Source organism: Erythrobacter sp., assembly GCF_030066995.1.
GTDB lineage: Bacteria > Pseudomonadota > Alphaproteobacteria > Sphingomonadales > Sphingomonadaceae > Erythrobacter.
Genome location: NZ_JASJAP010000003.1, coordinates 1 through 24,045, shown reverse-complemented (window position 1 = coordinate 24,045; position 24,045 = coordinate 1). Strand labels below are relative to the sequence as shown.

Genomic DNA, 24,045 nt, shown 5'->3' with positions numbered 1-24,045 from the left:
CAATTTGCGATTGATTTGCATTATTATCTTCTGCAAAGCAAGCCGAAAGCGCGCAAAAACGTGCCCTCCCGGCTGTGTTTCATGAACGAAACCCCCTCACATCCATCATCCCAGCGCAAAGGCGCGCAGCGATTGCGGGTCCGGCGTGATGCGATAGCGCGCCCCCGGTCGGATGTGATCGCCCGCCGCTTGCGGGACTTCGGCGGTGAGTTCCGCGCCGCCTGAATGCCGGAACAGCACGCGCGAGCGAGCGCCCAGCGGATGCACGTCGCGCACCGGCACCCCATCGCGGTCCAGCTCCAGCCGCAGCGCGCGCGCCTGGACCAGCAGATCGACCGCCTCACCCTCGCGGCCCGCCTCACCCAGCGCGCACTCGCTCGGCCAGCGCCCGAAAGCGCACTCATAGGCGCCGTCCCTGAAGCGGGCGCGCACGATCTGCGCGCCGCCGAACATCGCGCCCACCGAAGGGACTTTCGGCTCGTTGTAGAGCTCTTGCGGGGTGCCGAACTGGACGATGCGCCCGCCCTCCATAACCGCGATGCGATCGGCGATATCAAGCGCTTCGTCGGGATCGTGCGTCACGAGGATCGTCGTCGTCCCCCCCTCTCTCAGCAGCAGGCGGCATTCGCGGCGCAGGCTGCGGCGCAGCACCACGTCAACGCTCGCAAAGGGCTCGTCCATAAGCAGCACTTGCGGCTCGGGCGCCATCGACCGCGCGAGCGCGGCGCGCTGTTGCTGGCCTCCGGAAAGCTGGTGCGGATAGCGCTCGCCCAGCCCGCCCAGCCCGACCCGCGCCAGCCACATCTCGATCTCGCTGTGGCGGTCCCGGGGAAGCCCGAAGGCGATGTTCTTCGCAACCGTCATATGCGGGAACAGCGCGGCGTCCTGAAACACCAGTCCGACCGGACGCACTTCGGGCGGTGGGCAGGCGCCCGGTTCCGCCAGCGTCGCTCCGCCGAGCGCGATGCGACCCGCCTGCACGGGCAAGAGCCCGGCGGCAAGGTTCAGCAAGGTTGACTTGCCGCAACCCGAAGCGCCAAGCAGACAGGTGATCTCTCCGCCGGGCGCGACAAAGCTTACATCCGTGAGCGCGCGCGTCCCTTCCTTGGCGCCGTAAGTGTGGGCAATATGGCTGAATTCGAGGCTCAAATGGCTGGTCCGATGGGGTCTTATTGCGACGCTCTACACGACAAGGCGCGCTCACGAGAGCCGCGCGGGTGGTAGGCCGCCTTAGGCAATTTGACGAGGGCGAGGCAAGGACCGCTCGGGATTGGATGCGTTTGCGCTCCCTGAGCGCAATGCCGGGCAGCGCGGGCTGGCTGGTCGCTGCGTGTCTTATCGCCGCTTTCGCCGCTGTGCCCTTGCTCGCGATCGCCATCACCTCGCCGACCGAGGGACTGGCCGGGCTGGAGCGTCTCGCGGACACGGTGCTGGCGCGCTACGTCGTCAACACGGCGGGCCTGATGGCGTTGACGGGCCTCCTTGCGACCGTGATCGGCGTGTCGACGGCCTGGCTGGTGAGCGCCTGCGCGTTTCCCGGTCGGCGCACTCTGGGCTGGGCGCTGGTCCTGCCGCTTGCCGTGCCCTCCTATATCGCCGCCTATGTCTACGCCGACCTGCTCGACTTCTCGGGTCCGGTGCAAACGGCCTTGCGCGCGGTGACGGGATGGAGCGTCGATGACTACACCTTTCCGCCCATCCGTTCGCTCACAGGCGGAGCGGTGATCCTCGCTCTGGTGCTTTACCCGTACATATATCTGCTGGCGCGCGCGGCCTTCGCGACCCAGAGCGCCGCGCAGTTTCGCGCCGCGCGCAGCCTCGGCGCTCGCCCGGCGCGCGCTTTCAGACAGGTGGTCCTTCCCGCCGCGCGCCCCGCCATTGCCGGTGGGCTGGCGCTGGTCCTGATGGAGGTGCTCGCCGATTTCGGTCTCGCCGAATACTTTGCGATCCCCACCTTTTCGACCGGGATCTTTCGCAGCTGGCTTGCGATGGGCGACAAGAACGCAGCGCTCGGCCTGGCCGGTTTGATGCTGCTGTTTGTCGCTGCGCTGGTGGCGCTTGAGGCGCTGACCCGCAGGGGCCGCATAGACAGCCGCGACGGCTTTGCAGACGCCGGGACGCAGGAGCCGCTTGTATCGCTCTCCCCGGTCGGAGCGCTGGGCGCCACCCTGGCTTGCGCGGTTCCGGTGGCGCTGGGATTCATCGTTCCGGCGCTGCATCTGGCGGGTCTCGCTTTTCAAGAACCCGCGCTTCGGGCGGCGTCCTTCCTGCCTCGATACGCCGCCTCCAGCCTCGGCCTGGGCATTACCGTCGCCGTCACCACGGCCGCGCTCGCCCTGGTGCTGGTGTTTGCCAAAACGCGCAGCGGCCATACTCTCGTGGCCAGCGTCGCGCGCTTCGCCACGCTGGGCTACGCGCTGCCCGGCGCCTTGCTGGCGGTTGGCCTGCTGGCCCCGCTGGGCGCACTCGACCAGACGCTTACCGGCTTTGCGCGCGCCAGCATTGGCTACACGGGCGGGTTGCTGCTCACCGGGACAAGCCTCATTCTGGTCTACGCGCTCGCTGTGCGGTTTCTGACCGTCGCCTATAACGCGCTCGACAGCGCGATGGCGCGTATCCCAACCTCGCTCGACGCCGCCGCGCGATCGCTGGGCGCCGGTCCTTCAAGAGTGCTGGCGCGCGTCTACCTGCCCCTGCTTCGACCAAGCCTGCTCGCCGCGCTGGCGCTCGTTCTTATCGACACGCTGCGCGAATTGCCCGCAACGCTCATTCTGCGTCCATTCAACCTCGAAACGCTCGCCACGCGCACCTATCGCCTCGCCAGCGACGAGCGGCTGATGGAAGCCTCGATCCCCGCGCTGATCCTGCTCGCGGTCGGTCTAATACCGGTAACGTTGCTTACCCGAGGGCGGTCGCACTAAAGCGCGAAACTGTCAGGCGAATTTGTCGGTACCGCTTGTCCACAGCGGCCGAAAGGTTCATGAGTTGCCCCATGGCACGTTTCCCATTTTCCGCCATCGTCGGTCAGGACGAGATGAAGCAGGCACTGCTAATCGCGGCGGTCGATCCCTCGATCGGCGGTGTGATGGTGTTTGGCGACCGGGGAACCGGCAAATCGACCGCGGCGCGCGCGCTCGCTCGCCTGCTCCCTCCGATCACCGCGATCGAGGATTGCCCCTATGGCTGCTCGAAAGAGGACAAGGCGCGCTATCCAGACGTCTGCGGCACGGGGCCGCTGCGCAAGCGCGCGGTGCCCTTTGTCGACATGCCGCTGGGCGCGACCGAGGATCGGGTGATCGGCAGCCTTGATCTGGAACGCGCCTTGAGAGCCGGCGAGAAAGCGTTCGAACCGGGCCTGCTCGCCAAGGCACATCGCGGCTTTCTCTACATTGACGAAATCAACCTGCTCGAAGACCACCTGGTCGACCTTTTGCTCGATGTCGCCGCCTCGGGCGAGAATGTGGTGGAGCGTGAGGGGCTTTCCGTGCGCCACCCGGCGCGCTTCGTCCTGATCGGCAGCGGCAACCCGGAAGAAGGCGAACTGCGCCCGCAACTGCTTGATCGCTTCGGGCTCTCGGTCGAAGTCAGAACGCCGACCGAGATCGAGACACGGATTGAAATCATGCGTCTGGTCGCGGCGCAGGAACGCGATCCGGAAGGCTTCGAGGCCGAGTGGGCCGACGAGGATGAGAAAATCCTCAAGCAGATCGCGCGCGGCAAGAAGAGGCTCACCAAACTCGAGCCGGGCGAGGACGTGCTGACCGATGCCGCGCATTTGTGCCTTGCTGTCGGGGCAGATGGTCTTCGCGGCGAGCTGACCCTGATGCGCGCCGCGCGCGCGCTGGCGGCGCTCAAGGGCGCCAAGGCGGTGCGGCGCGAGCATCTGATCGCGATTGCGCCCTCAGCGCTGCGGCACAGGCTGAGGCGCGACGTGCTCGACGAAACCGGATCGACCGCGCGTATCACCCGCGCGATCGAAGAGCTGTTTGGCTGATGGAAGGCGAGCCGCGCGACCCTCTCGACGACGCAGAGCTCGCCGCTCGCCTTTTCCTCGTCGCTCCCACGCTTTTTGGCGGCATGGTCCTGCGGGGCGCCTCGCCCGCGCGCGATGCGCTGGTGAGCGCGCTTAGCGACGCCATGACGCTCCAGGGACGCTGCGTGCGCCGCTTGCCGGGCCATGTCGATGACGAGCGGCTGTTGGGCGGGATCGATATCGCAGCCAGTCTTGCAAGCGGTCGCGCCGTTGAACAACGCGGGCTGCTGGACGAATGCGCGGGCGGCGCGGTGATTGTGCCGATGGCCGAGCGTTTGGAGCCGAGCGTTGCCGGACGCCTCGCGCAGCGCGCCGATGAAGGCGCGGATGGCCCGGCCATGATCCTGCTCGACGACGGACGGGAGGCCGACGACGCCCCGCCTGCGAGTCTACTAGAGCGTGCCGCGTTCCATGCGGATCTCGCCGCGTCGCGCGAATGGCGGTCGGGGCCGTTGGATGTGAGCAATGCCCTCGCTCTGGAACGTGTCGCTCCACTCGTTTCGGAAGCTTTGGAAGCGCTGGCCGCGACCGCCGAGGCGTTCGGCGTCGCTTCGCTGCGGCCCTTGATCTTTGCCGCACACGCCGCGCGCGCCTCAGCCGCACTTGCCGGGAGGAGCGAGGTCGAAGAGGGGGATCTGGCGGCGGCCGCTCGCCTTGTTCTGGCTCCGCGAGCAACGCAGCTTCCGCCCTTGGAAGAGCAGCCCCCTCCCCCGGAAGAGGCCCCGCCCGACACTCCTCCCGAAGAAGGCATGGACGAACGCGACACCCAGCAACCCGACCCGGACGCGCCGCTCGAAGAGATACTGGTCGAAGCGGCGAAGGCCGCGATCCCCGCCGATCTGCTGGCCGCGCTCGCACAGGGAAAGGCAGCGCGCCGGGTGGCTGGAGGCGGTACGGGCAAACGGCGCAAATCGGGCCTGCGCGGCAAACCACTGGGCGCGCGCCAGGGACTGCCACGCGGCGGCGCGCGGCTGGCGCTGATCGACACGCTACGCGCGGCGGTGCCATGGCAGGAGGTTCGGCGGCGAGAGACCGGGGCGTCGGGCGAAGATCTCATCCAGATGCGCAAGGAAGACCTGCGCGTGCGCCGGTTCGAGGACAAGGCCGCGCGGGTAACGATCTTTGCGGTCGACGCGTCGGGCTCGGCCGCAGCCGCGCGCCTCGCCGAAGCCAAGGGCGCGGTCGAACTGATGCTGGCGCAGGCTTATGTTACCCGCAGCGAGGTGGCGCTGGTCGCGTTCCGCGGCGAAAGCGCGGAATTGGTCCTCCCTCCGACACGCTCGCTCACAAGAGCGCGCCGTGCTCTGAGCGAGCTTCCGGGCGGAGGCGGCACACCGCTCGCCATGGGCCTCGACAGCGCGCACGAATGCGCCGAAGCGGTCGCCTCGAAAGGACGCACACCCAGCCTTGTCATCCTTACCGATGGCCGCGCCAACATCGATCGCGACGGCAGGCCGGGCCGCAAACAGGCGGGCGAGGATGCGGAGACTTCCGCCAAAGCAATCGCGCGCGCGGGGATCGATGCTCTTGTGATCGACATCTCCGCGCGCGCCGCGCGTGAGGGAGCCGCGCTTGCCGAGGCCATGAACGCGCGCTTCCTCGCCCTGCCTCGCGCCGATGCGCGCCAGATCGCCGACGCGGTCGACGCGATGCAACCGCCACGAGCTGCCGCGTGAGCCGGGCGCTCGACTGGAACCGCGAAGGGCGCATCTGGCCGCATCGCGAGACCAGCGACTTTATCAAGATCGCGGGCACAACCTGGCACGTCCAGCAAATGGGCAAGGCGGGCGCCCCTCAAGCACTCCTGCTTCACGGGACCGGCGCATCCGTCCACAGCTGGCGCTCTCTCATGCCCATGTTGGCGCAGGATTTTGCGGTGACGAGCCTGGACCTGCCTCGCCATGCCTTTACGCGCGGACACCCACCCGACGCGATGTCGTTGCCGCGAATGGCAGCGGAGATCGCGCGCCTCAACGACGTTCTTGGTCTTGAGCCCGATCTTGTCATCGGTCATTCCGCCGGAGCCGCTCTTGCGCTGCAATTGGCGCTCGATCACGGTTATGGTGGTCCGATCGTGGGACTCAATTCGGCGCTGCGCCCTTTCCCCGGACCCGCGGCGCAGATCTTTCCAGCGGTGGCCAAGCTGCTTTTCGTCAACCCGCTCGTGCCGCGCCTCTTCTCGAAGATGACAACCTTCGGCAAGGAAGCGGAGCGCTTTCTGTTCCGCTCCACAGGCTCACGCATCGATGCTGAAGGCATGGCCTGTTACGAAGCGCTCTTTGCCAACCCCCACCACACCAAGGGCGGCCTTGCAATGATGGCCAATTGGGATTTGCCGTCGCTGAAAACGCGCATGCACGAGATCACCAACCCCGTGATGATGGTGCATTCCGATCGCGACGCCGCGATTCCGCTCGACTGGGCCCGGGAAGCGCACGCTTGTCTGCCGAACGCCGCGCTGGAGGTGCTGGAGGGCCTTGGGCATCTCGCGCACGAAGAAGCGCCGGAACGCTCCCACGCCGCGATCATTCGGTTCGCACAGGCCCAGACAATTCTGGCTGCGGCCTGAGGCAGGAAAGAGGAGGCGATCATGGGAAGCTGGTGGTTCGGATGGATCGAGATCATCTTCTTCTACGGAATCGCGATCGGCTTTGGCCTTTGGCAGGTCTGGAAGACCGACAAAGAGCTCAAGAAGACCCGCGCCGAACGCCTGGAACGCGAAGCGAAAGAAGCGGCCAAGAAGGCTCAGGAAACCGGCGGCTCTAGCCCTTCCCCCGAGGCATCCGATAGGGCAACATGAACTGCACCAGCGGATTTGCAAAGCGGCGCATGTCGAGGCTTTCCTGCACCGCGACCACCTGCTCTCCGTAAAGCTGAGAGCTCAATTCCGAACGCGAATAGAACGGTGTGTCTTCCCAGGTGCGCCGCACCTTGGCGAGGCCGATCTCGGATCGCGTGCGCCGGTCGATGCGCCAGCGGCTCGGCGCAAGCTGAGCCATGGATGGCAGCTCGGCCTCTTCCGGTATGCCGGCGGCGTTGAACCGTATGGCGCTTGCGAACAGGGAGCCGTCGGAGCGCTCGCCCTCATAGCAGACGACCGAACCCTTGCGCATGTGCGCGCGGCTCCAGTGCCAGACTCGAAAACCGTCTTCGAGCGGCTCGCTTCCGCGGTTGTGATCGAAGTATCCCTTGCCCGACCAGCTCAGCCCGGGCTCTTCCATCGCCACCTCGATGCGCGCGCGCGGCGCCATGCAGTGCCAGATGTGATTTTCGTTGCCATCCAAAGCGAAAGCGGCCGGGTTCAGCGCCTCGGGCACCACGCGGACCGTGCCGCGAACGGGACGGCGGATCGGATTGAACAGCCGCGTGTCGCGTTCCTTGATCGTGATCTTGAGCGCGTCTCCGTCCCATTGGACCTGGCTTGGTCCGATAGCCAACTCGCGCGACCCGCGTGCCACGCACTCTCGTGGCCTTTCCGTCATCACCCAGCGCCCCTTCGGACCATAAAGCGCGACATTAAGGCAGGAATGATCCACCGGATCGCCGCGCCCTGAGCGCTTGTAGTAAGGTGAGAAAACGCTGCCGACAAAGACGATGATCGTCAGGCCGTGCTGCCCGTCTTCGCTGATCGCGTCGACATACCACCACGAGTAGCCACCGGGTGGTACCGGCGCATCGAAGCGCGGTCCTCGCAGATCACCTTCGCTGCAAGCTGTCCGGACAAGGCGGCCATAGGGACTCCCGCCGATGGATGAGTCCCCCCGCCCGCGCAGTAGAGCCCCTGGATCTTCGTGCGCGGACCTTGCCGCTGGAAGGAGGCCGCCCAGCCGTGCGACGCTCTGCCATAAAGGGCGCCGCCCGTCGCCGGGAACAGTCGCTCCCACTCCTGCGGGGTTGCGAGGTGATGAGGCATCGGATCCTCCAGTTCGAGTCCGCAGCGGCGCAGCGTTTGTCTCATTGCCCGGTTGCATGTCTCTATCTCCTCGGGTGAATAGCTGTGAGAATCCCCATTGGGCGGGGCATTGACGATCATCTGGATGCGCTCGCGTGCATCGGCGGCGCGCGCGGCGGCGGGCCCAACGTGCGCGCTGCGATCCTGCGCGCACAGGTAGACGGTGGGATTGCTAGGCGGTCTCCCACTCGCGATCTCGCGGAATTCGCGCGGGTAATCGGGCGAAAAGAAGACGTTGTGATGCTGAAGATCAAAGCCGGAGGTCTGCGTGTGCGCGAACCAGACCAGAGCGGAGAGCGATCGCTTTGCATCCGGCATGTTGGCGACCGAGCGCGCGGAATAGTCGCCAAACTTGCCCTTGGCGAGCGCTGCGGGGTCAGCGTTGCAGATAACGGTGTCGGCAGGGACGGTTTCACCATTGGTCAGTCGCACACCGCTCGCACGCGCGTTCTCGGTCAGCACCTGCGCCACCCGCACACCGGTGCGAATGGTCGCTCCCGCAACCGTCGCAAGCTCCGCCAGGGCCTTGGCCAGAGCGTGGATGCCGCCATCGATCAGCCAGACACCCTTGGCTTCGGTGTGGGCAATCAGCATCAAGGTTGCGGGCGCCCGAAACGGGTCTGATCCGCAATAGGTGGAATAGCGCCCGAACAGCTGTTGCAGGCGCGGGTCCTTGAAGTGACCGCCGATCGCTTTCCAGAAATTGTCGAATGGACGCATCGCCATCGTATCGCCAATGCGCCAGGGGCCAATGCGCCGCATCATCGGAAACGGGGTAGAGGCGCTGTCGCCGCGCAGAAAAGGTTCGTCGAGAACCTCGAAAATGCGCCTGGCTTCGCTGCGAAACGCGCGATAGGCCGCCGCCTCTTTGGCACCGGCGAAATCGCCGATTGCCGCTTCGCTTGCTTCGGGATCCGCGAAAAGATCGAGAGTGGCGCTAGCATCCCATGCGTGGCGTGCGATGACTTCAGCGCGCTCAATCCGCACATAATCGTCCAGCGCGCCGCCGCACTCCTCGAACACCGAATCGAACACATCGCGCATCGTGAAGACGGTCGGGCCGCCTGCGACCCTTGCGCCGTCAATCACAACCTCGCGCGCCTTGCCACCGACGCTTGGCTCCTTCTCCAGCACGGTCACGCGAAACCCGCGCGCGGCGAGCAGCGCGGCGCTTGTCAGCCCCCCGATCCCGGCTCCGATGATGGCGACACTCTCGCCCACCGACTCTCCCCAGACGTTTGTTTCCGGACAATCTTATTGACCTTACGCCGCAATCTGTCCAATCTTTTAGACATATGAAGCGTCAACCAACACTATGCTGATGCCGGACGAGAGCTCGCCGGACGGCTCGCCGCGAGCGAGTCCGCCAAGGTCTCGACGCGAGCGCTGGCGCATCGGCTATATCGCCCGGCGCAACGCAATCTTTGGATCCAACGCGTTCCAGTATTGGTGCGCGCGCTTGCCCTTTATTCGCGGCGTCGCCAAGCGACGCGCGACGCAGATGATGGATCACATCGTCGGCTTTACCTACTCGCAGGTTCTCAAGGCGGTCGTTGAGACGGAGCTTCTCGATCTGCTGGCCAACGGGCCGATTACCGCCAACGAAGTCGCGCACTACACAAAGCTGAGCGAGGACGCCGCGCTTGCACTGCTTCGAGCGGCCCGCGCGCTCGATCTGTCGGAAGAAGTGGTCGAGGATGGCTGGATGCTGGGCCAGCAAGGAGCCGTGCTAGTGGCCGACGAAGGCACGCAGGCGATGATCCAGCATCACCGCCTGCTGTATCGCGACTTGCTCGAACCCCTGGAGCTGCTGCGTGGGGACCGGCGCGAGCCTACCGAGCTTTCGCGCTACTGGTCTTATGCGGGCGCCTTGCATGGTGCGGCCGAGCGCGGGCGAGAAACAGCGGAGTATTCCCGGCTCATGGCGGCCTCGCAGCGCTACGTCGCCGATCAGGTGCTCGCGGCCTTCTCCTTTTCAAAGACACAAAGCCTTCTTGACGTCGGCGGCGGACATGGAGCGTTCCTGCGCCGCGTGAGCGAAGACTATCCGGCTATGAGGCTTGGCCTGTTCGATTTGCCTGAAGTGGTAAAAACCGGTCTTGATCCGCTCGCCTCTGACTTGGGCGACACGCTAATAGAGGGACATCCCGGCAACTTCTTCGAGGACGCGATACCGCAAGGTTACGACATGGTCAGCCTGGTCCGCATTCTTCACGATCACGACGATGGGCCCGCTGCCTCGCTTCTGCGCAACATCCGCGCGAGCCTTAAGCCCGGGCAGCGGCTTCTGATTGCCGAGCCAATGGCGCGGAACCCGGGTGCCGAGGCAATGGGAGAGGCCTTTTTCGGTTTTTATCTTTGGGCAATGGGCTCTGGACGCGCGCGCAGCCCCGCCGAAATCAAAGCGATGCTGCACGAGGCGGGTTTCGCCAGAACTCGGCTGATCGCGGGACCACAACCGGTCATCGCAAGCATGGTGGTCGCAACAGCCTGACAAAAAGAGTGTCTGCTTTGATTGACACTCAGGCTAGTAAGGCGTAGCAGACAATTAGGAGAACCAGCTTTGGGCGAGGCGCGAGTCGCGTTTTTTCACCCATCGCCAAGAGGGAGCCTGAAGAAGGCAGTCGCAATGGAAACGCTGGCCGTAATTCTTGAGGGACCCGAGCGCTTGGCGCTTCGGACGCTTGAGCTAAATCCTCTGGGTCCGGGCGATGTTCTTGTCGAAATCTCTTTCAGCGGCGTCAGCACGGGCACTGAGAAGCTGCTTTGGACGGGGCGAATGCCGCAGTTTCCGGGCATGGGTTATCCGCTTGTTCCAGGCTATGAATCGGTTGGACGCATCATTGATGCAGGCGACGAAGCGCGCGAGCGGATCGGCGACTGGGTCTTTGTTGCCGGCGCAAATTGTTACACAGCGGCGCGTGGCCTTTTCGGAGGAACAGCCAGGCGGGTCGTCGTGCCCTCGGCTCGGGCCTTGCCGGTGCCAGAAGCGCTCGGCGAATCCGGAGCGCTCTTCGCGCTCGCTGCGACCGCCCTCCACGCTATCAACGACGGTGCTGCGCCGGATCTCATTGTCGGACACGGTGTGCTAGGGCGTTTGCTGGCCCGCCTGACCATCGCCCTGGGCGAACCGGCACCCACCGTGTGGGAAACAAATCCGGCACGCCAAATGGGCAGCGAGGGATACACCGTACTCGCTCCAGATCAGGACGCACGATTCGACTATCGCTCCATTTATGACGCCAGCGGGGATGCAAGCGTTCTCGATGGCCTGATCAGCCGGCTTTCCAAAGGCGGTGAGATCGTCTTGGCTGGCTTTTATTCGGGCCGCGTCGATTTCGCGTTTGCCCCTGCCTTCCAGGCTGAGGCGCGTCTGCGCATCGCCGCAGAATGGCAGCCTGACGACATGGCCATGACCCGCGAACTTGTGGAAAGCGGTCGGCTCGATTTGGCGGGACTCATCAGCACCCGCCGCCCCGCGGTCGAGGCCGAGGACGCCTACCCCCAGGCTTTCGACGATCCCGATTGCCTCAAGATGATCCTTGATTGGAACGCCGTATGAGCATGCTGGACTCTCAGGCCGAAGCGCTTCGCGAAGAGGCCGCGCAGGAACCCGACCCTGTCCAAACCGGCGAGGCGAAAAGCGAAACGCAGGTCATCGCGATCTATGGCAAGGGTGGTTCGGGCAAGAGCTTCGCGCTTTCGAACCTCAGCTACATGATGGCGCAGCAGGGCAAGCGCGTGCTTCTGATCGGATGTGACCCCAAGTCGGACACAACCAGCCTCCTGTTCGGCGGCAAAAGCTGCCCCACGATCATCGAAACCTCCTCCAAGAAAAAGCTCGCGGGCGAGGACGTTACCATTGAGGACGTATGCTTCCAGCGCGACGGTGTCTTCGCCATGGAACTGGGCGGTCCGGAAGTCGGACGCGGCTGCGGTGGCCGCGGCATCATCCACGGCTTTGAGCTTATGGAGAAGCTGGGCTTTCACGAATGGGGCTTTGACTATGTCCTGCTCGATTTCCTCGGCGATGTCGTATGCGGCGGCTTCGGCCTGCCGATCGCGCGCGACATGTGTCAGAAAGTGATCGTGGTCGGCTCGAACGATCTGCAATCACTCTATGTCGCCAACAATGTCTGTCACGCGGTCGAATATTTCCGCAAGATGGGCGGCAATGTCGGTGTCGCTGGCATGATCGTGAACAAGGACGATGGCACCGGCGAGGCGCAGGCGTTCGCCGAAGCTGTCGACATTCCGGTGCTGACCGCGATCCCCGCCGATGAGGATATCCGCCGCAAGAGCGCCAATTATCAGATCATCGGGAAGCCCGGCGGCGAATGGGGCGGTCTGTTCGAAGAGCTCGCAAAGAACGTCGCTGAGGCGCCCCCACAACAGCCCAAGCCGCTTGACCAGGACGGCCTTCTTGACCTCTTCAGTCCCGAGGACACGGGGGGCAATGTCGAACTAGTGCCCGCTACCCAGGCCGATATGCGCGGCGGCGTGTTCGAAGAAAAACCAAGCCTTGAAGTGATCTACGACGAGGTTTGAGCGATGAGCGAACGCACCCCCCTCGATGCGCAACGCACTCGCGACCAGCTTGATCTCGGCGCGGCGCATTCGGGCGGCTGCTCAAGCAAGGAAACCATGCGCGAAGCCGCCCGAAAGGCTGGCAAGAGCGAAATTCTGGACCAGTACGCGGTCGACTATCCTGTCGACCCGGAACGCGGACCGCATGATCAACCGCAATCGATGTGCCCGGCGTTTGGCAGCCTGCGCGTCGGTCTGAGGATGAAGCGTACCGCGACGGTTCTTTCGGGTTCCGCATGCTGTGTCTACGGTCTCACCTTCACCTCGCATTTCTACGGCGCGCGTCGGACGGTGGGCTATGTGCCCTTCAGTTCCGAAACGCTCGTCACCGGCAAGCTGTTCGAGGACATCAAAGAAGCGGTGGAGGAACTGGCTGACCCGGAGAATTACGACGCGATCGTCGTCACAAATCTGTGCGTTCCCACGGCGAGCGGAGTGCCGCTGCGCCTGCTCAAGAAGCAGATAAACGGCGTACGGATCATCGGCATTGACGTGCCTGGCTTTGGCATCCCAACCCATGCCGAGGCGAAGGACGTCTTGGCAGGCGCCATGCTCGCCTACGCTCGCGAAGAGGTCACCGCTGGCCCCGTCGCCGCGCCGGACGGGTTGAAGGCCAATCCGGAAGATCGAAAGCCGACGGTCAGCCTTCTGGGTGAAATGTTCCCCGCTGACCCAGTCGTGATCGGGCAGATGCTAGAGCCCTTGGGGCTGGCCGCTGGCCCGGTCGTGCCCACGCGCGAGTGGCGCGAGCTCTACTCGGCACTCGATTGCGCGGTGGCAGCAGCAATTCACCCCTTCTACACCGCCAGTATTCGCGAATTCGAACACGCCGGACGGCCCGTCATCGGCTCTGCCCCGGTTGGGGCCGATGGTACGGCCGCCTGGCTCCAGTCGCTCGGCGACACCCTCGGTCTGGCGCAAGATAAAGTAGACGGGGTCAAAAACGCCATGATCGGCGCCTGCCAAGGTGCCTTGGCCTCGCAACCGATCGATGGGCGCATCACGGTTTCTGGCTATGAAGGTTCAGAACTCCTCGTGGCCCGCCTTCTGATCGAGAGCGGTGCCGAAGTTCGCTATGTCGGGAGCGCCTGTCCGAAGACCAAATGGTCGGACACCGATCGCGAATGGCTTGAAGCGCGCGGCGTGACCGTCAATTTCCGCGCCAGTCTCGAAGAAGACATCGCGGCGGTCGAAGAGCACCGACCGGATCTCGCCATTGGGACCACTCCTGTTGTCCAGCACGCCAAGGCCAAGGCGATCCCGGCGCTGTACTTCACGAATCTCATATCTGCGCGGCCGCTCATGGGCCCGGCTGGCGCGGGCAGCCTCGCGCAGGTGATCAACGCAGCGATGGCCAACAAGGGTCGCTTCCAGGCGATGCGCGAGTTCTTCGACGGCGTGGGCACCGAGCACGCTGCCGGCGTCTGGGAAGACACGCCCGTTGATCGACCGAAATTCCGCAAGAAATACGCGGCCTTGAACGAAGCGGCGCGCAAGGCATCAGAGGCGGTCGGCACATGACGCTCGTCCTCGATCACGATCGCGCGGGCGGGTATTGGGGCGCCACCTACGTCTTCACGGCGGTAAAAGGCTTGCAGGTCATCATCGATGGTCCGGTGGGGTGCGAGAACCTTCCGGTGACGTCGGTGCTGCATTACACCGATGCCCTTCCTCCGCATGAGCTCCCGATTGTGGTTACCGGCCTTGCGGAAGAAGAGCTTGGCAAAACCGGCACCGAAGGCGCGATGAGGCGGGCCTGGGAAACACTCGACACCGAATTGCCCGCCGTTGTGGTCACCGGATCCATCGCTGAGATGATCGGCGGCGGCGTCACACCTGAAGGCACGAACATCAAGCGTTTCCTGCCGCGCACCATCGATGAAGACCAATGGCAGTCTGCCGACCGCGCGCTCACATGGCTGTGGACCGAATTCGGGCCCAAGAAGATGCCCAAGCGCAAAGAGCGTAAGGAAGGCGAGAAGCCGGTCGTCAACATCATCGGCCCGTCCTATGGCATGTTCAACATGCCCTCGGACCTCGCCGAGATCCGTCGGCTGGTCGAGGGGATTGGCGCCGAGGTTGGGATGGTCTTCCCACTCGGCAGTCACCTTGCCGACATCCGCAATCTTGCGACCGCTGACGCCAATATCTGCATGTATCGCGAGTTCGGTCGCAATCTTTGCGAGACGCTCGAGATACCCTACTTTCAGGCCCCGGTCGGCCTTACGTCGACGACCAAATTCCTCCGCGCCTTAGGCGAGGAACTGGGTCTTGATCCCGAACCCTTCATCGAGCGCGAGAAGCACACCACGATCAAGCCGCTGTGGGATCTGTGGCGCTCGGTCACACAGGACTTCTTCGGGACGGCAAGCTTCGGCATTGTCGCCAACGAAACCTACGCGCGCGGCATTCGCCACTTCCTTGAAGAGGACATGGGATTGCCGTGTGCGCTCAGTTTCTCGCGCTGCGCGGGGGTCAAGCCCGTGAATGAGGATGTGCGCGCCGCCATCCGCGCAAACCCGCCGCTTGTCATGTTCGGCTCCTACAATGAGCGGATGTACATGGCCGAATGCGGCAATCGCGGAATGGGGCCGCAAGGCCAGTTCATTCCGGCAAGCTTTCCAGGCGCGGCCATCCGCCGACACACCGGCACGCCGTTCATGGGCTACGCTGGCGCGACTTATCTGGTGCAGGAAGTGTGTAACGCGCTCTTCGATGCGCTGTTCCACATTCTGCCGCTCGGCACCGAAATGGACAAGGCCCCCGCCACTCCTACCCGGATCGAGGCGGAATTGATCTGGGACAATGAAGCCAAAGCCCGGCTCGATAGACTTGTCGAGAAGCAACCGGTGCTGGTTCGAATTTCCGCGGCCAAGCGTCTACGCGACGCCGCCGAACGCGCCGCCCGCCAAAGCGGGACGAGCTGCGTGACCGAAGATTGCCTCGCCGAGGCATTGCTGGAGGGAGAACGCGCATGAGGCTCGTCTCGCTCTTCAAAAACGACGCGGGTGTGGCCGCGATTAGTCACGGAATTGCCTGGGGATCGGGCTCATCCAATCCACGTGGGGGATCACGCGGGGATGCCGACGGGGGCTTAGCCCTCAAATACCCAACTGATACGGAGACTAAGAAATGGTTGATCCGACTCCCGGTGAGCGCATCGGCACTTACCTGACGCCTGAAGAGGCCCAGGAGATCCACAAAGGCTTCATGAGCACATTCACGCTCTATGTCGCGATTGCGGTCGTGGCGCATGTGCTGATCTGGGCTCACAAGCCGTGGTTCACTGGCGGCTTTGGCCTCTGATTGCTTCGTGAGCGGCCCTGTGGCTGATCACATAAGCATTTCATCCAACAAGCATAAGGAATTCCATCATGTGGAGAATCTGGCTTCAATTTGACATCCGTCGCGTCCTCGTGGGTCTTCACGTTGGCCTGGCGGTTCTCGCTTTCACCATCCACTTCCTGCTTCTGAGCACGGACCGTTACAACTGGCTGGATCAAGCGTCGGGCGCCCCGATCGCTTCTCAGTCGGCTTCGGTCGAACTGCTGGACGCACCGGCGGCTGGCTGACGGACGCGAAGAAAATGTGAGGGGGCAGGTTCGCCTGCCTGCCTCCTAACACTCTGGCAAACCTTCAAAACCCGCCTCTTGCGGCGGGAAGGATGGACCTATGGCGCTCCTTAGTTTCGAGCGGAAATACCGCGTGCGCGGAGGCACAATAGTCGGCGGCGACCTCTTCGACTTTTGGGTCGGCCCGTTTTATGTCGGATTCTTTGGGGTGACGACGGCCATCAGCGCGGCCCTTGGCACGATGCTGATTTTCTCAGCGGCTCTCGAAGGCCCGACCATGAATCCCTGGCTCATCGATATTCAGCCACCGGCTGTTGAAAATGGCCTTTCAATCATGCCGCTCGATCAGGGCGGCTACTGGCAGTGGATCACCGTATGCGCGCTCATTGCCTTTGGATCGTGGGTGATGCGGCAGGCTGAAATCAGCCGCAAACTGGGCATGACGTACCACGTGCCGATCGCGTTCGCGACGGCGGTGTTTGCCTATTTCACGCTGCAGGTCATCCGGCCCATGTGGATGGGCGCTTGGGGGCACGCATTCCCATACGGCATTTGGACCCACCTCGATTGGGTGTCCTACACTGGGTACACCTACGGCAATTTCCACTTCAACCCGATCCACATGCTCGCGATCACGTTCTTTTTCACGAACTGTCTCGCGCTCGCGCTCCATGGCGGCCTGGTGCTTTCGGCGGTGAACCCATCGAACGACACCGAGGTGAAGACGCCGGAATACGAAGACACCTATTTCCGCGATTTCATCGGATACTCGGTCGGCACGCTCGGGATTCACCGCGTGGGCCTGTTCCTGGCGCTGAACGCGGGTTTCTGGAGCGCGATCTGTATCGTGATCTCAGGTCCGATCTATGTGGGAAGCTGGGTCGATTTCTGGGAATTCTGGCGTGAAATTCCGATTTGGGAAGGGGAGGCCTTGTCCTAATGGCTACATATCAAAACATCTTCACGCAGGTGCAGGTCAAGGCCGAGCCAGAGCTTGGCGTCCCGCACCTGGACATGAGCGAACCGCGCTATAACGTCACCGGCTATTCCTATTGGATGGGCAAGCTGGGCCAGGCGCAGCTTGGCCCGGTTTACCTTGGCTGGATGGGGATATTCAGTCTCGCTTTCGGTTTTGCCGCGCTGTTTATCATCGGGATGAACTTTGCCGAGCAAGCAAACTGGAGCCCGCAGACGTTCATGCGCGAGTTTTTCTGGCTTTCGCTTGATCCGCCGGGACCGGAATACGGGAAGGACTTCATCGTCCCCTTGAAAGAGGGCGGCTGGTTCATCATGACCGGCGCCTTCCTCACCATCTCGGTGCTGTGCTGGTGGGTCCGGACTTATATGCGCGCCCGCGCGCTCGGCATGGGCTACCACATTCCTTGGGCCTTCGCCTCGGCAATCTGGCTGTTCCTCGTGCTGGGTTTCATCCGCCCGATGCTGGGAACGGGATGGCACGAAGCGGTTCCCTACGGTATCTTCAGTCACCTGATCTGGACGAACAACTTTTCGCTCATCTGGGGGAACTTCTTCTACAACCCCTTCCACGCGCTCTCGATCGTGTTCCTGTATGGCTCGGCGATCCTGTTCGCGATGCACGGCGCCACCATTCTGGCGACCGGTCGCTATGGGGCCGAGCGGGAAATCGAGCAGATCACGGACCGGGGTACGGCTGCCGAGCGTGGTGGTCTGTTCTGGCGTTGGACGATGGGCTTCAACGCTTCGATCGAATCGATCCACCGCTGGGCCTGGTGGTTCGCCGTCCTGACCACACTGACCGGTGGTATCGGCGTGCTGCTGTCGGGCACCGTGGTCGAGAATTGGTACATCTGGGCGCAAGAGCACTATTACGCTCCTGTTTGAGCTTCTGGTGCCATAGCCGCCCTGCGGTAGAGCCTGATTAACACCAAGCGTAGCGGGCTCTACCGGTCGGCATCAAAGGCCCGACCCTGCTCCCTCGATGAGGGTCAGCAAGGTCGGGCCTTTTCGCTTGCGTCCTTGGAAAGGCGAGATGCGATCGGATGAGAGTACGGCAGCGCCAGGCCGTAGTCTCATAGACGGACTTGGGTTTGTTGCGTGTTATGGATCCAAGGCTCTGGATGGGAGCCTCGGATAGCGCGTCGCAGCTTTGGGCTTGCAGACTTTGAGCGGTCGGTGATTGAGCTCTTATCGCCGAACAATGTGCGCGGCGTGCCTCGGGTCGATGATCGTCGGGTTACCGACGGGATAGTGTGGCGCTTGCGTACGGGCAGTCCGTGGGCGGATATCCCGGTGCGCTATGGTCCGCACACCACCAGCGAGAGCCGTGTCGACCGCCAGCGCAAAGCCGGTGTGCGCGACCGGCTTCTGGCCTCTTTCAGCGCAGCTTTCGGTCGCGAACTGGTCATGATCGACAGTGCCTCGATCCGCCTCCACCGGCATGGTGCGGACCTCAAAAGGGTGGCCCGGATCGCTGCATGGGAGTGAGAGGCGCAGCCATGCCGGGGGCATGGCGAGCAGCAAGGCCCGAGGCGCTCTGACGATCAAGATCCATGCGCTGGTCGATGGCCGAGGCTTGCCGGTCGGCCTGCCTCCTTCCGAAGCGCAGGCCAGCGATTGCCGCCAGGCCAAGCCACGGCTCGACGCGGTGTCGCAAGGCCGCACATTCCCGTCCGACAAAGCGCATGACGCCGACACCATTCGCCCGAAAGCAAAGCGCGCGGCGTGCTCTGCCAACACTCCGGCAAGGCGCAACCGCCGCAAGGGGCTCCCCTTAAGCGCCTTCCGCTACCGCTCTCGCACCCTGATCGAGCGCTTCTTCGGAAAACTCGAACACGCCAGAGGCCTGGCAACACGATACGACTAACAAGCCGACAACTTCTACCCAGCCATCATACTCTTCTCTGCACGGCTATCGTTCGCGGATCATGAGCCTTCGGCCCGGTCTCAGCGGTGATAGGGAGCGCAATCTGACCCCATATTGTCCCATTTTTAGACGTCCGGGCTATTCTCGAAAGATTCCTTGACCGACTCGGGAGCGGATCGGTTATGTTATATTAACTAACGAACAGAGCGGTAATTCACCGACTTTGTCGTATCACGGGCGCAAAAATGATTGCGAAAGCGATCGAGACCAACAAATCAATTTATCGGAGGAACTACTATGAAAAAGTTGCTTATTGGTATGGTCGCTGCATTGGCGGTTACTTCGGGCGCTTCGGCGCAGCAAACAGTCGACGATGTCACGATCACGTTAACGGGTGAAGTCGCAGGGAATGTGGGCATTGAAGCTGGCGCCATCAGCAGCGTCAACCTGATCGACGCCACCAACTCACAGGACGTTGCGGAATTTGTGATCTCGACGAACTTCATTGGCGAGTCGATCGACGTGGCCGTCACCGGGCCTTGTGAGCTGACTTCAGGCACGAATTCGGTAGACTTCAGTGTTCGCTTCAAACAGGGAACCAACGCAGATGCTGCTGCAGGTTCGCTGATTAACGGCCCCTGCGGCTCAACCGGTTCCTTCACGGCGGATAGCGATTTTCTCGACGGTGAGATCTTCACTCTCGCGCTGATCCAAGTTGGAAACCAACAGGCCGCTGGTACTTACACCGGCGACCTCACCGTGACGGTCGAAAAGCCCTAATTGCACGAGTGATCGCGGGCGCACATCGTGCCCGCGATCATCTCGCTTACGGGGGGTGCAGCTATGCGGCTGTATTGGGTTTCTTTTCTTCTTTTCTTGCTGAGTTCACCAGCGGCCGCGCAGTTCAGCGCTAGCCCGATGACTCTTGAAGTCGAGCCCAGTGGTAGAGGCGCGGTCGTCACTGTCACGAACAGCAAGACAACCCCACTCACTCTGGAAGTAAGCGTTGTCAGCCGTGCGCTTGATCCAGACGGAGAAGAGCGCGTTGAAGACGCGAGCGACGAATTCCTGGTTTTCCCCCCCCAGGCGCTTGTTCAACCTGGAGCGCAACAAAACATCCGCGTTCGTTACGTGGGCCCAGACGCTGGACCCGACGTCGGGTATTACAGTCTAATTCTCACCGACACCGCCGCACGGCGACCTTCTGACAGCGATGCCTCAGGGGTTGCGCTACGGCTTCAATATCGACTCGGATTGTCAGTGTCGGCCTCTGATACGCAACCACGGGTAAGTGTGGAGTCGACCCGACAGCCTGACGGACGGATTCGGGTTTCTGCGCGCAATGATGGTACGAGGCACGCGATCCTCAAGCGCGGAACATGGTTTCTAGTTGACTCGGGAGGCGAGCGAATTCCTTTCAAAACGCTCAACTTTCTGGGGTTCTCTCTGCTTGAGCCCGGCTCAAGCCGCGAATTTGTAATCGAGCCTGAGGAACTCCCAGCTAGCGACCCGGCCGCGAAGGTTGTTGTGGAATTCTAATCGCTAACGGGGGCAGACCGATGGCTTTTTCACGTTCTGACCAAGTCTGACAAATCGTGTTGGCGCTTACGTTCGAGTCGCTGGTAATTGCATGTGGCGTGGGTAATCCCGCATGCCTGTCGGACGACTCTACTACTGTCGCTCTGGAACCGGATACAGACGCTGGTCCGCAGGCTGAGCCGCTCTTTGAACCCGCCGCGGAAACGTCGGCTCCCGAACACGATACATCCTGGTTCAAGGTCGCAGCACCGGTCTTGGTTGGCGGCAATCTTGTTGATGAGATCATCTTTGAGACAAGCCCCGAGGGTCTTGTGCGCTTTCGCGCTGCATCTCTTCAAGATGTATTTCGCTCCTCTCTCGAAATCGACTCTGAGGCCTTTGTCTTCTTGACCGAAGTTCGACGCGAGGGGCGATTTGTCACTCCAGCTGATCTGGAGCCCTTCGGTATCGAGGTCCAATTCGACGCAGCTGAAGTGGTCGTCCGTATAGATATCGCGGCGGAAGCTCAGCCGACTACAACACTTAGCTTTGCCGCCAACCGATCAATCCTTTCAATAACGAACGATCTGACCCCTGCCGACTTCTCAATCGGGAGCGAGATCTTTCTTCAGTTTCGAGGCGATCAATCGGCAGATGGGGAGCTTTCAATCGGCTCACCTGACATCTTTGCAGAGACGCTCGTCGGTATCGGAGGCGGCCTCGATCTGGCGGTTGCAGGGATTGTAGAGTTCACGACTTCTGACGACGCAGAGTTTGCCGTCGACAACCTTCAGGTCATCAAGGATTGGCCCGAACAGTCGCTTCGCTTTACCGCCGGAGAGATCTTCCCTCCGACCCGCGCGCTGCAGTTCGGCGGCGAGCTGACCGGAGTGTCCCTTTCGAAGCAATTCGATGAGTTACAGCCTTTCCGCAATCTTGCGCCCAGCGGTCGCCGGTCATTCTTGCTTGAGGATGATTCCGAGGTTGAGGTCATCGTGAACCAGGTCGTGGTTCAAAGGCTCTTCCTGCCTGCTGGGCAATACGACGTGGATGACCTCCCCCTTGTATCAGGCCAGAACGATGTCTCAATCATCGCGCAGGGCCCCACAGGGCGCGTTGAAGTTTTGAATTCGACACTGACCTTCGCAGGCGATCTGTTGAATCCCGGGCTCGTCGACTTTGGCTTCAGCGCTGGCTCCCTTCAAAACTTGGGCAGCGCTGGCCCTGGCGTTGCTTCAGGATACGTGCGCGCCGGCCTCTCGGAGACACTCACCGCAGGGTTCAACCTTCAGTCGAATGCCGACTTTCATTTTCAAGCTGGCTTTGAAGCGCAGGTCGCCACCCCTTTCGGCCCCGTCCTTGTGAATTCTGCCTACTCGCGCACAGAGCGCGACGGTTGGTCTGTCACAACCCAGTATGACAGCCAAACCCAGATTTCAGAGTCCGGGGCTTTTCTGAATGCAAGCGTGTTCTATGAGTATCAGAGCCGTCATTTCGGCTCTCCGTTCAATACGCTGGCCGAGAACCGTATTTCGCACTCCGGGAACGTCACAGTCGGCTTATCCTTGCCCAGCCTGTTCTCGATAAACACCAACGCTTTCTACCGGCGGCAACGCGATCGACTCCCAGAGATCATGGGCGTGAACTTCACAGTCACAACGCAGGTGAGAGGTGTTCAGTTGAACGCTCGGCTTAGCGCCCTTGAAGACGAGAGGGGGACCAGCTTTAGCGCTCTGGTATCCGCCACCTTTCAATTTGGCAGCAGTGGGCGCGGCAGAGCGCTTTTTGACACTGACCAGATGCGGCGAAGCTTCTCTGTCGAACGTTTCTCGAGGCAAGAAATCGGAGACGTGGCAGGAAGGGTGGAAATTGTTCAATCCGACACCGGCACAGAAGTGTTTGCCTCGGGTAACTATGTCGACAACCGTTTTGTCGCCGACATTTCCGCGTCTTTCCGAGATCAAGATGGCCGACAAAGCGGTATTCAGCAAATTCGAGGCACCCTATCCACATTCGCTGCGTTCGCGGACGGGCACTTTGGCTTTGGAAGAACAAGGGGCGTTCAAGACAGCTTTTTGCTGGCAAAGACACATGAATCTCTCGAGGGACGGCAGCTCGAAATCCAGAACTCGACGGGTCGGATCACGGAAGCGAAGACTGGAGACTTGGGTCCAGCGGTTCTTCCACTCCGCGGTTTTCGACCAATTCGCAACGAGACCCGTATGAATGACCGCCCGCAGGGCTACACAATAGAGTCAGAGAAGATTGAGCTTGTGCCAGCGTTTGGCCGCGGATACGTTTTCTTTTATGGAAGCGCGAATTGGCGTTCTTTAATCGGGCAAGCGTTTACGGCAAACGGTGATCCTTTGCGCGGAGTTATTGCTACAGCCTGTCAGGCTGGTCGTCGCATTGACTTTTTTACTTCGAAGGCTGGCCGCTTTGTTATCACAGGCACGTCACTCGAGCCTGTAACGGTTATAATCGACGGCAAGAATGTCGGCACTTTCACCCCGCAGTCGCCCGATGACGAAAGCGGATTAGTTCACGTGCCAGATGTTCGACTTGAGGTTGATGAAAATGGCTTACCGCTTGCTAGCACTGATACTCTTGATTGTCGCTAAGCCGGCGCTCGCTCAGAGCGTGGATTGTGATCCGATTCTGCAGATCCCCGTCAGGACCGAAGTCACGATTAACGCTTTGGAGGATGATGTCATCCTCCAAGATGAAACAATAACGATCGAGAATCGCGGGAACGGTACCTGTGATCTTGAAGCCAGGTTCATCGGCAACGATCGTTCACCCTTACCGTTTCGCATCGGCACCAGTCTCTACAATGTGTCTCTAAGTCCGGACAGCGCAGCCTTCCAGTTCGAGCGGCGGGCCGATGGGGTGTACCGCTTGCGGCTCGGCGCGTCGACGCGCACGCGCTTGATCTTGCGAATTGATCCGCAAGTCGTGCCCAGTCGACAAGCTGGAGAAACGTCTGAGTCCATCATCTTCGAGCTCGTGGATCTTGGGATTGATGAAGTCTTGGAGGTGCGAAATATATTGGTGGTTGAAGCGATACCGAGCCTTGTCAAAGCAAGCGTAGCGCTATCGGCGAATCAAAGTGGCTTGGACACGCTGCTGTTGGACTTTGCGGAGCTTGAGACCGGTGACAGGCAACGGTTCTACCTGCAAACGCGCGCGAATTCGCCAATTACGATCACCATGACATCAACCAACGGCGGCCAGTTGAAGAATCTCTCAGGGCCAGGAGAAGCAGCGATCGATTACGCGTTGAGCGTCGATGGGACTGCGGTCGATCTACGACAACCTTATACCATGTTTCAGCCTTTCATTGAGCCAGCGGGCGAAGTGTACCGAGGGGAGGTGGTCATCGGTAGCACTGCCAGCGCGGCAGCTGGCCAGTATCGTGATGAGATCCTGGTTCGGGTCGAGACAGACTAAAGAGTAATCGGAGTAGACAATCCTGATCGAAGGCTGAGCGTCGAGATAAGGGCGCAGCGAGATGCGATCGGATGAGAGTACGGCAGCG

Annotated in this window: 23 protein-coding genes; 20 read left to right on the top strand and 3 right to left on the bottom strand. The window is 61.9% G+C overall.

From position 1 onward, the window contains the following. Positions 1 to 105 precede the first annotated feature (105 nt). The gene (locus QNI87_RS08645; protein ID WP_300595807.1) at positions 106 to 1,149 is read right to left on the bottom strand and encodes an ABC transporter ATP-binding protein; all 1,044 of its coding nucleotides are present in this window, start codon (positions 1,147 to 1,149) and stop codon (positions 106 to 108) included. A 125-nt stretch (positions 1,150 to 1,274) separates the two neighbouring features. On the opposite strand from QNI87_RS08645, the gene QNI87_RS08640 reads away from it, so the two are divergent. From QNI87_RS08640 to QNI87_RS08620, 5 genes are all read left to right on the top strand, one after another. After that, positions 1,275 to 2,921 (top strand): iron ABC transporter permease, encoded by a 1,647-nt coding sequence (locus QNI87_RS08640; protein WP_300595806.1) that lies wholly within the window; start codon positions 1,275 to 1,277, stop codon positions 2,919 to 2,921. Between the two features lie 71 nt (positions 2,922 to 2,992). Next, the gene (gene bchI / locus QNI87_RS08635; RefSeq protein WP_300595805.1) at positions 2,993 to 3,994 is read left to right on the top strand and encodes a magnesium chelatase ATPase subunit I; all 1,002 of its coding nucleotides are present in this window, start codon (positions 2,993 to 2,995) and stop codon (positions 3,992 to 3,994) included. Next, positions 3,994 to 5,709: a magnesium chelatase subunit D gene (locus QNI87_RS08630; RefSeq protein ID WP_300595804.1), complete on the top strand. Its 1,716-nt coding sequence runs from the start codon at positions 3,994 to 3,996 to the stop codon at positions 5,707 to 5,709. Before bchI ends, QNI87_RS08630 begins: the two co-directional genes overlap by 1 nt. After that, complete coding sequence (gene bchO, locus QNI87_RS08625; protein WP_300595803.1) at positions 5,706 to 6,602, top strand: alpha/beta fold hydrolase BchO; 897 nt, start codon at positions 5,706 to 5,708, stop codon at positions 6,600 to 6,602. The genes QNI87_RS08630 and bchO overlap by 4 nt, the downstream gene beginning before the upstream one ends. A gap of 21 nt (positions 6,603 to 6,623) precedes the next feature. Beyond that, positions 6,624 to 6,833, top strand: a complete 210-nt coding sequence (locus QNI87_RS08620; protein ID WP_300595802.1) for a hypothetical protein — start codon at positions 6,624 to 6,626, stop codon at positions 6,831 to 6,833. Here the strand turns inward: QNI87_RS08620 and QNI87_RS08615 are convergent. Both QNI87_RS08615 and crtD read right to left on the bottom strand, forming a co-directional pair. Next, the gene (locus tag QNI87_RS08615) at positions 6,796 to 7,491 is read right to left on the bottom strand and encodes a hydroxyneurosporene dehydrogenase (RefSeq protein ID WP_366146177.1); all 696 of its coding nucleotides are present in this window, start codon (positions 7,489 to 7,491) and stop codon (positions 6,796 to 6,798) included. The two genes, QNI87_RS08620 and QNI87_RS08615, sit on opposite strands and share 38 nt — an antisense overlap. A gap of 143 nt (positions 7,492 to 7,634) precedes the next feature. After that, positions 7,635 to 9,206, bottom strand: a complete 1,572-nt coding sequence (crtD, locus tag QNI87_RS08610; RefSeq protein ID WP_300595800.1) for a 1-hydroxycarotenoid 3,4-desaturase CrtD — start codon at positions 9,204 to 9,206, stop codon at positions 7,635 to 7,637. A 94-nt stretch (positions 9,207 to 9,300) separates the two neighbouring features. Here crtD and QNI87_RS08605 point away from each other — a divergent pair, with 94 nt between their 5' ends. From QNI87_RS08605 to QNI87_RS08540, 15 genes are all read left to right on the top strand, one after another. Next, positions 9,301 to 10,479 (top strand): methyltransferase, encoded by a 1,179-nt coding sequence (locus QNI87_RS08605; RefSeq protein ID WP_300595799.1) that lies wholly within the window; start codon positions 9,301 to 9,303, stop codon positions 10,477 to 10,479. Between the two features lie 135 nt (positions 10,480 to 10,614). After that, the gene (gene bchC, locus QNI87_RS08600) at positions 10,615 to 11,547 is read left to right on the top strand and encodes a chlorophyll synthesis pathway protein BchC (protein WP_300595798.1); all 933 of its coding nucleotides are present in this window, start codon (positions 10,615 to 10,617) and stop codon (positions 11,545 to 11,547) included. After that, on the top strand, positions 11,544 to 12,533 hold the full coding sequence (locus QNI87_RS08595; RefSeq protein ID WP_300595797.1) for a chlorophyllide a reductase iron protein subunit X: 990 nt from the start codon (positions 11,544 to 11,546) through the stop codon (positions 12,531 to 12,533). Before bchC ends, QNI87_RS08595 begins: the two co-directional genes overlap by 4 nt. A gap of 3 nt (positions 12,534 to 12,536) precedes the next feature. After that, positions 12,537 to 14,093, top strand: coding sequence for a chlorophyllide a reductase subunit Y (gene bchY / locus QNI87_RS08590; RefSeq protein WP_300595796.1), 1,557 nt, complete (start codon positions 12,537 to 12,539; stop codon positions 14,091 to 14,093). Next, positions 14,090 to 15,550, top strand: a complete 1,461-nt coding sequence (bchZ, locus tag QNI87_RS08585; protein WP_300595795.1) for a chlorophyllide a reductase subunit Z — start codon at positions 14,090 to 14,092, stop codon at positions 15,548 to 15,550. The genes bchY and bchZ overlap by 4 nt, the downstream gene beginning before the upstream one ends. Positions 15,551 to 15,704: 154 nt before the next feature. Continuing rightward, positions 15,705 to 15,878 carry a light-harvesting antenna LH1, beta subunit gene (gene pufB, locus QNI87_RS08580; RefSeq protein ID WP_300595794.1) on the top strand — a complete coding sequence of 58 codons (174 nt, stop codon included), beginning with the start codon at positions 15,705 to 15,707 and terminating at the stop codon, positions 15,876 to 15,878. 68 nt (positions 15,879 to 15,946) lie between these two features. Beyond that, positions 15,947 to 16,144 carry a light-harvesting antenna LH1, alpha subunit gene (gene pufA / locus QNI87_RS08575; RefSeq protein WP_300595793.1) on the top strand — a complete coding sequence of 66 codons (198 nt, stop codon included), beginning with the start codon at positions 15,947 to 15,949 and terminating at the stop codon, positions 16,142 to 16,144. 100 nt (positions 16,145 to 16,244) lie between these two features. Further along, positions 16,245 to 17,084, top strand: coding sequence for a photosynthetic reaction center subunit L (gene pufL, locus QNI87_RS08570; protein ID WP_300595792.1), 840 nt, complete (start codon positions 16,245 to 16,247; stop codon positions 17,082 to 17,084). After that, positions 17,084 to 18,007 (top strand): photosynthetic reaction center subunit M, encoded by a 924-nt coding sequence (gene pufM, locus QNI87_RS08565; RefSeq protein ID WP_300595791.1) that lies wholly within the window; start codon positions 17,084 to 17,086, stop codon positions 18,005 to 18,007. Before pufL ends, pufM begins: the two co-directional genes overlap by 1 nt. A gap of 291 nt (positions 18,008 to 18,298) precedes the next feature. After that, on the top strand, positions 18,299 to 18,610 hold the full coding sequence (locus QNI87_RS08560; protein WP_300595790.1) for a transposase: 312 nt from the start codon (positions 18,299 to 18,301) through the stop codon (positions 18,608 to 18,610). Between the two features lie 22 nt (positions 18,611 to 18,632). Further along, positions 18,633 to 18,989, top strand: a complete 357-nt coding sequence (locus QNI87_RS08555; protein WP_300595789.1) for a transposase — start codon at positions 18,633 to 18,635, stop codon at positions 18,987 to 18,989. A 297-nt stretch (positions 18,990 to 19,286) separates the two neighbouring features. Then, entirely contained in the window at positions 19,287 to 19,769 is a 483-nt protein-coding gene (locus tag QNI87_RS08550) for a hypothetical protein (RefSeq protein WP_300595788.1), read from the top strand. Positions 19,770 to 19,832: 63 nt separating this feature from the next. Beyond that, entirely contained in the window at positions 19,833 to 20,528 is a 696-nt protein-coding gene (locus QNI87_RS15750; RefSeq protein WP_366146176.1) for a fimbria/pilus periplasmic chaperone, read from the top strand. Between the two features lie 59 nt (positions 20,529 to 20,587). Beyond that, positions 20,588 to 23,128, top strand: a complete 2,541-nt coding sequence (locus QNI87_RS08545) for a hypothetical protein (RefSeq protein WP_300595787.1) — start codon at positions 20,588 to 20,590, stop codon at positions 23,126 to 23,128. Next, positions 23,085 to 23,957 (top strand): hypothetical protein, encoded by an 873-nt coding sequence (locus tag QNI87_RS08540; RefSeq protein WP_300595786.1) that lies wholly within the window; start codon positions 23,085 to 23,087, stop codon positions 23,955 to 23,957. The genes QNI87_RS08545 and QNI87_RS08540 overlap by 44 nt, the downstream gene beginning before the upstream one ends. The last annotated feature ends 88 nt before the right edge of the window (positions 23,958 to 24,045 follow it).

Excerpts from the sequence above, each read along its gene's own strand:
- bchI (WP_300595805.1), top strand. The coding sequence starts at position 2,993 with ATGGCACGTTTCCCATTTTCCGCCATCGTCGGTCAGGACGAGATGAAG.
- QNI87_RS08630 (WP_300595804.1), top strand. The coding sequence starts at position 3,994 with ATGGAAGGCGAGCCGCGCGACCCTCTCGACGACGCAGAGCTCGCCGCT.
- bchC (WP_300595798.1), top strand. The coding sequence starts at position 10,615 with ATGGAAACGCTGGCCGTAATTCTTGAGGGACCCGAGCGCTTGGCGCTT.
- pufM (WP_300595791.1), top strand. The coding sequence starts at position 17,084 with ATGGCTACATATCAAAACATCTTCACGCAGGTGCAGGTCAAGGCCGAG.
- bchZ (WP_300595795.1), top strand. The coding sequence starts at position 14,090 with ATGACGCTCGTCCTCGATCACGATCGCGCGGGCGGGTATTGGGGCGCC.
- QNI87_RS08540 (WP_300595786.1), top strand. The coding sequence starts at position 23,085 with ATGGCTTACCGCTTGCTAGCACTGATACTCTTGATTGTCGCTAAGCCG.
- QNI87_RS08605 (WP_300595799.1), top strand. The coding sequence starts at position 9,301 with ATGCTGATGCCGGACGAGAGCTCGCCGGACGGCTCGCCGCGAGCGAGT.
- bchY (WP_300595796.1), top strand. The coding sequence starts at position 12,537 with ATGAGCGAACGCACCCCCCTCGATGCGCAACGCACTCGCGACCAGCTT.
- pufA (WP_300595793.1), top strand. The coding sequence starts at position 15,947 with ATGTGGAGAATCTGGCTTCAATTTGACATCCGTCGCGTCCTCGTGGGT.
- pufB (WP_300595794.1), top strand. The coding sequence starts at position 15,705 with ATGGTTGATCCGACTCCCGGTGAGCGCATCGGCACTTACCTGACGCCT.
- QNI87_RS08595 (WP_300595797.1), top strand. The coding sequence starts at position 11,544 with ATGAGCATGCTGGACTCTCAGGCCGAAGCGCTTCGCGAAGAGGCCGCG.
- pufL (WP_300595792.1), top strand. The coding sequence starts at position 16,245 with ATGGCGCTCCTTAGTTTCGAGCGGAAATACCGCGTGCGCGGAGGCACA.
- QNI87_RS08555 (WP_300595789.1), top strand. The coding sequence starts at position 18,633 with ATGGCGAGCAGCAAGGCCCGAGGCGCTCTGACGATCAAGATCCATGCG.
- QNI87_RS15750 (WP_366146176.1), top strand. The coding sequence starts at position 19,833 with ATGCGGCTGTATTGGGTTTCTTTTCTTCTTTTCTTGCTGAGTTCACCA.
- QNI87_RS08620 (WP_300595802.1), top strand. The coding sequence starts at position 6,624 with ATGGGAAGCTGGTGGTTCGGATGGATCGAGATCATCTTCTTCTACGGA.
- QNI87_RS08550 (WP_300595788.1), top strand. The coding sequence starts at position 19,287 with ATGAAAAAGTTGCTTATTGGTATGGTCGCTGCATTGGCGGTTACTTCG.
- QNI87_RS08640 (WP_300595806.1), top strand. The coding sequence starts at position 1,275 with ATGCGTTTGCGCTCCCTGAGCGCAATGCCGGGCAGCGCGGGCTGGCTG.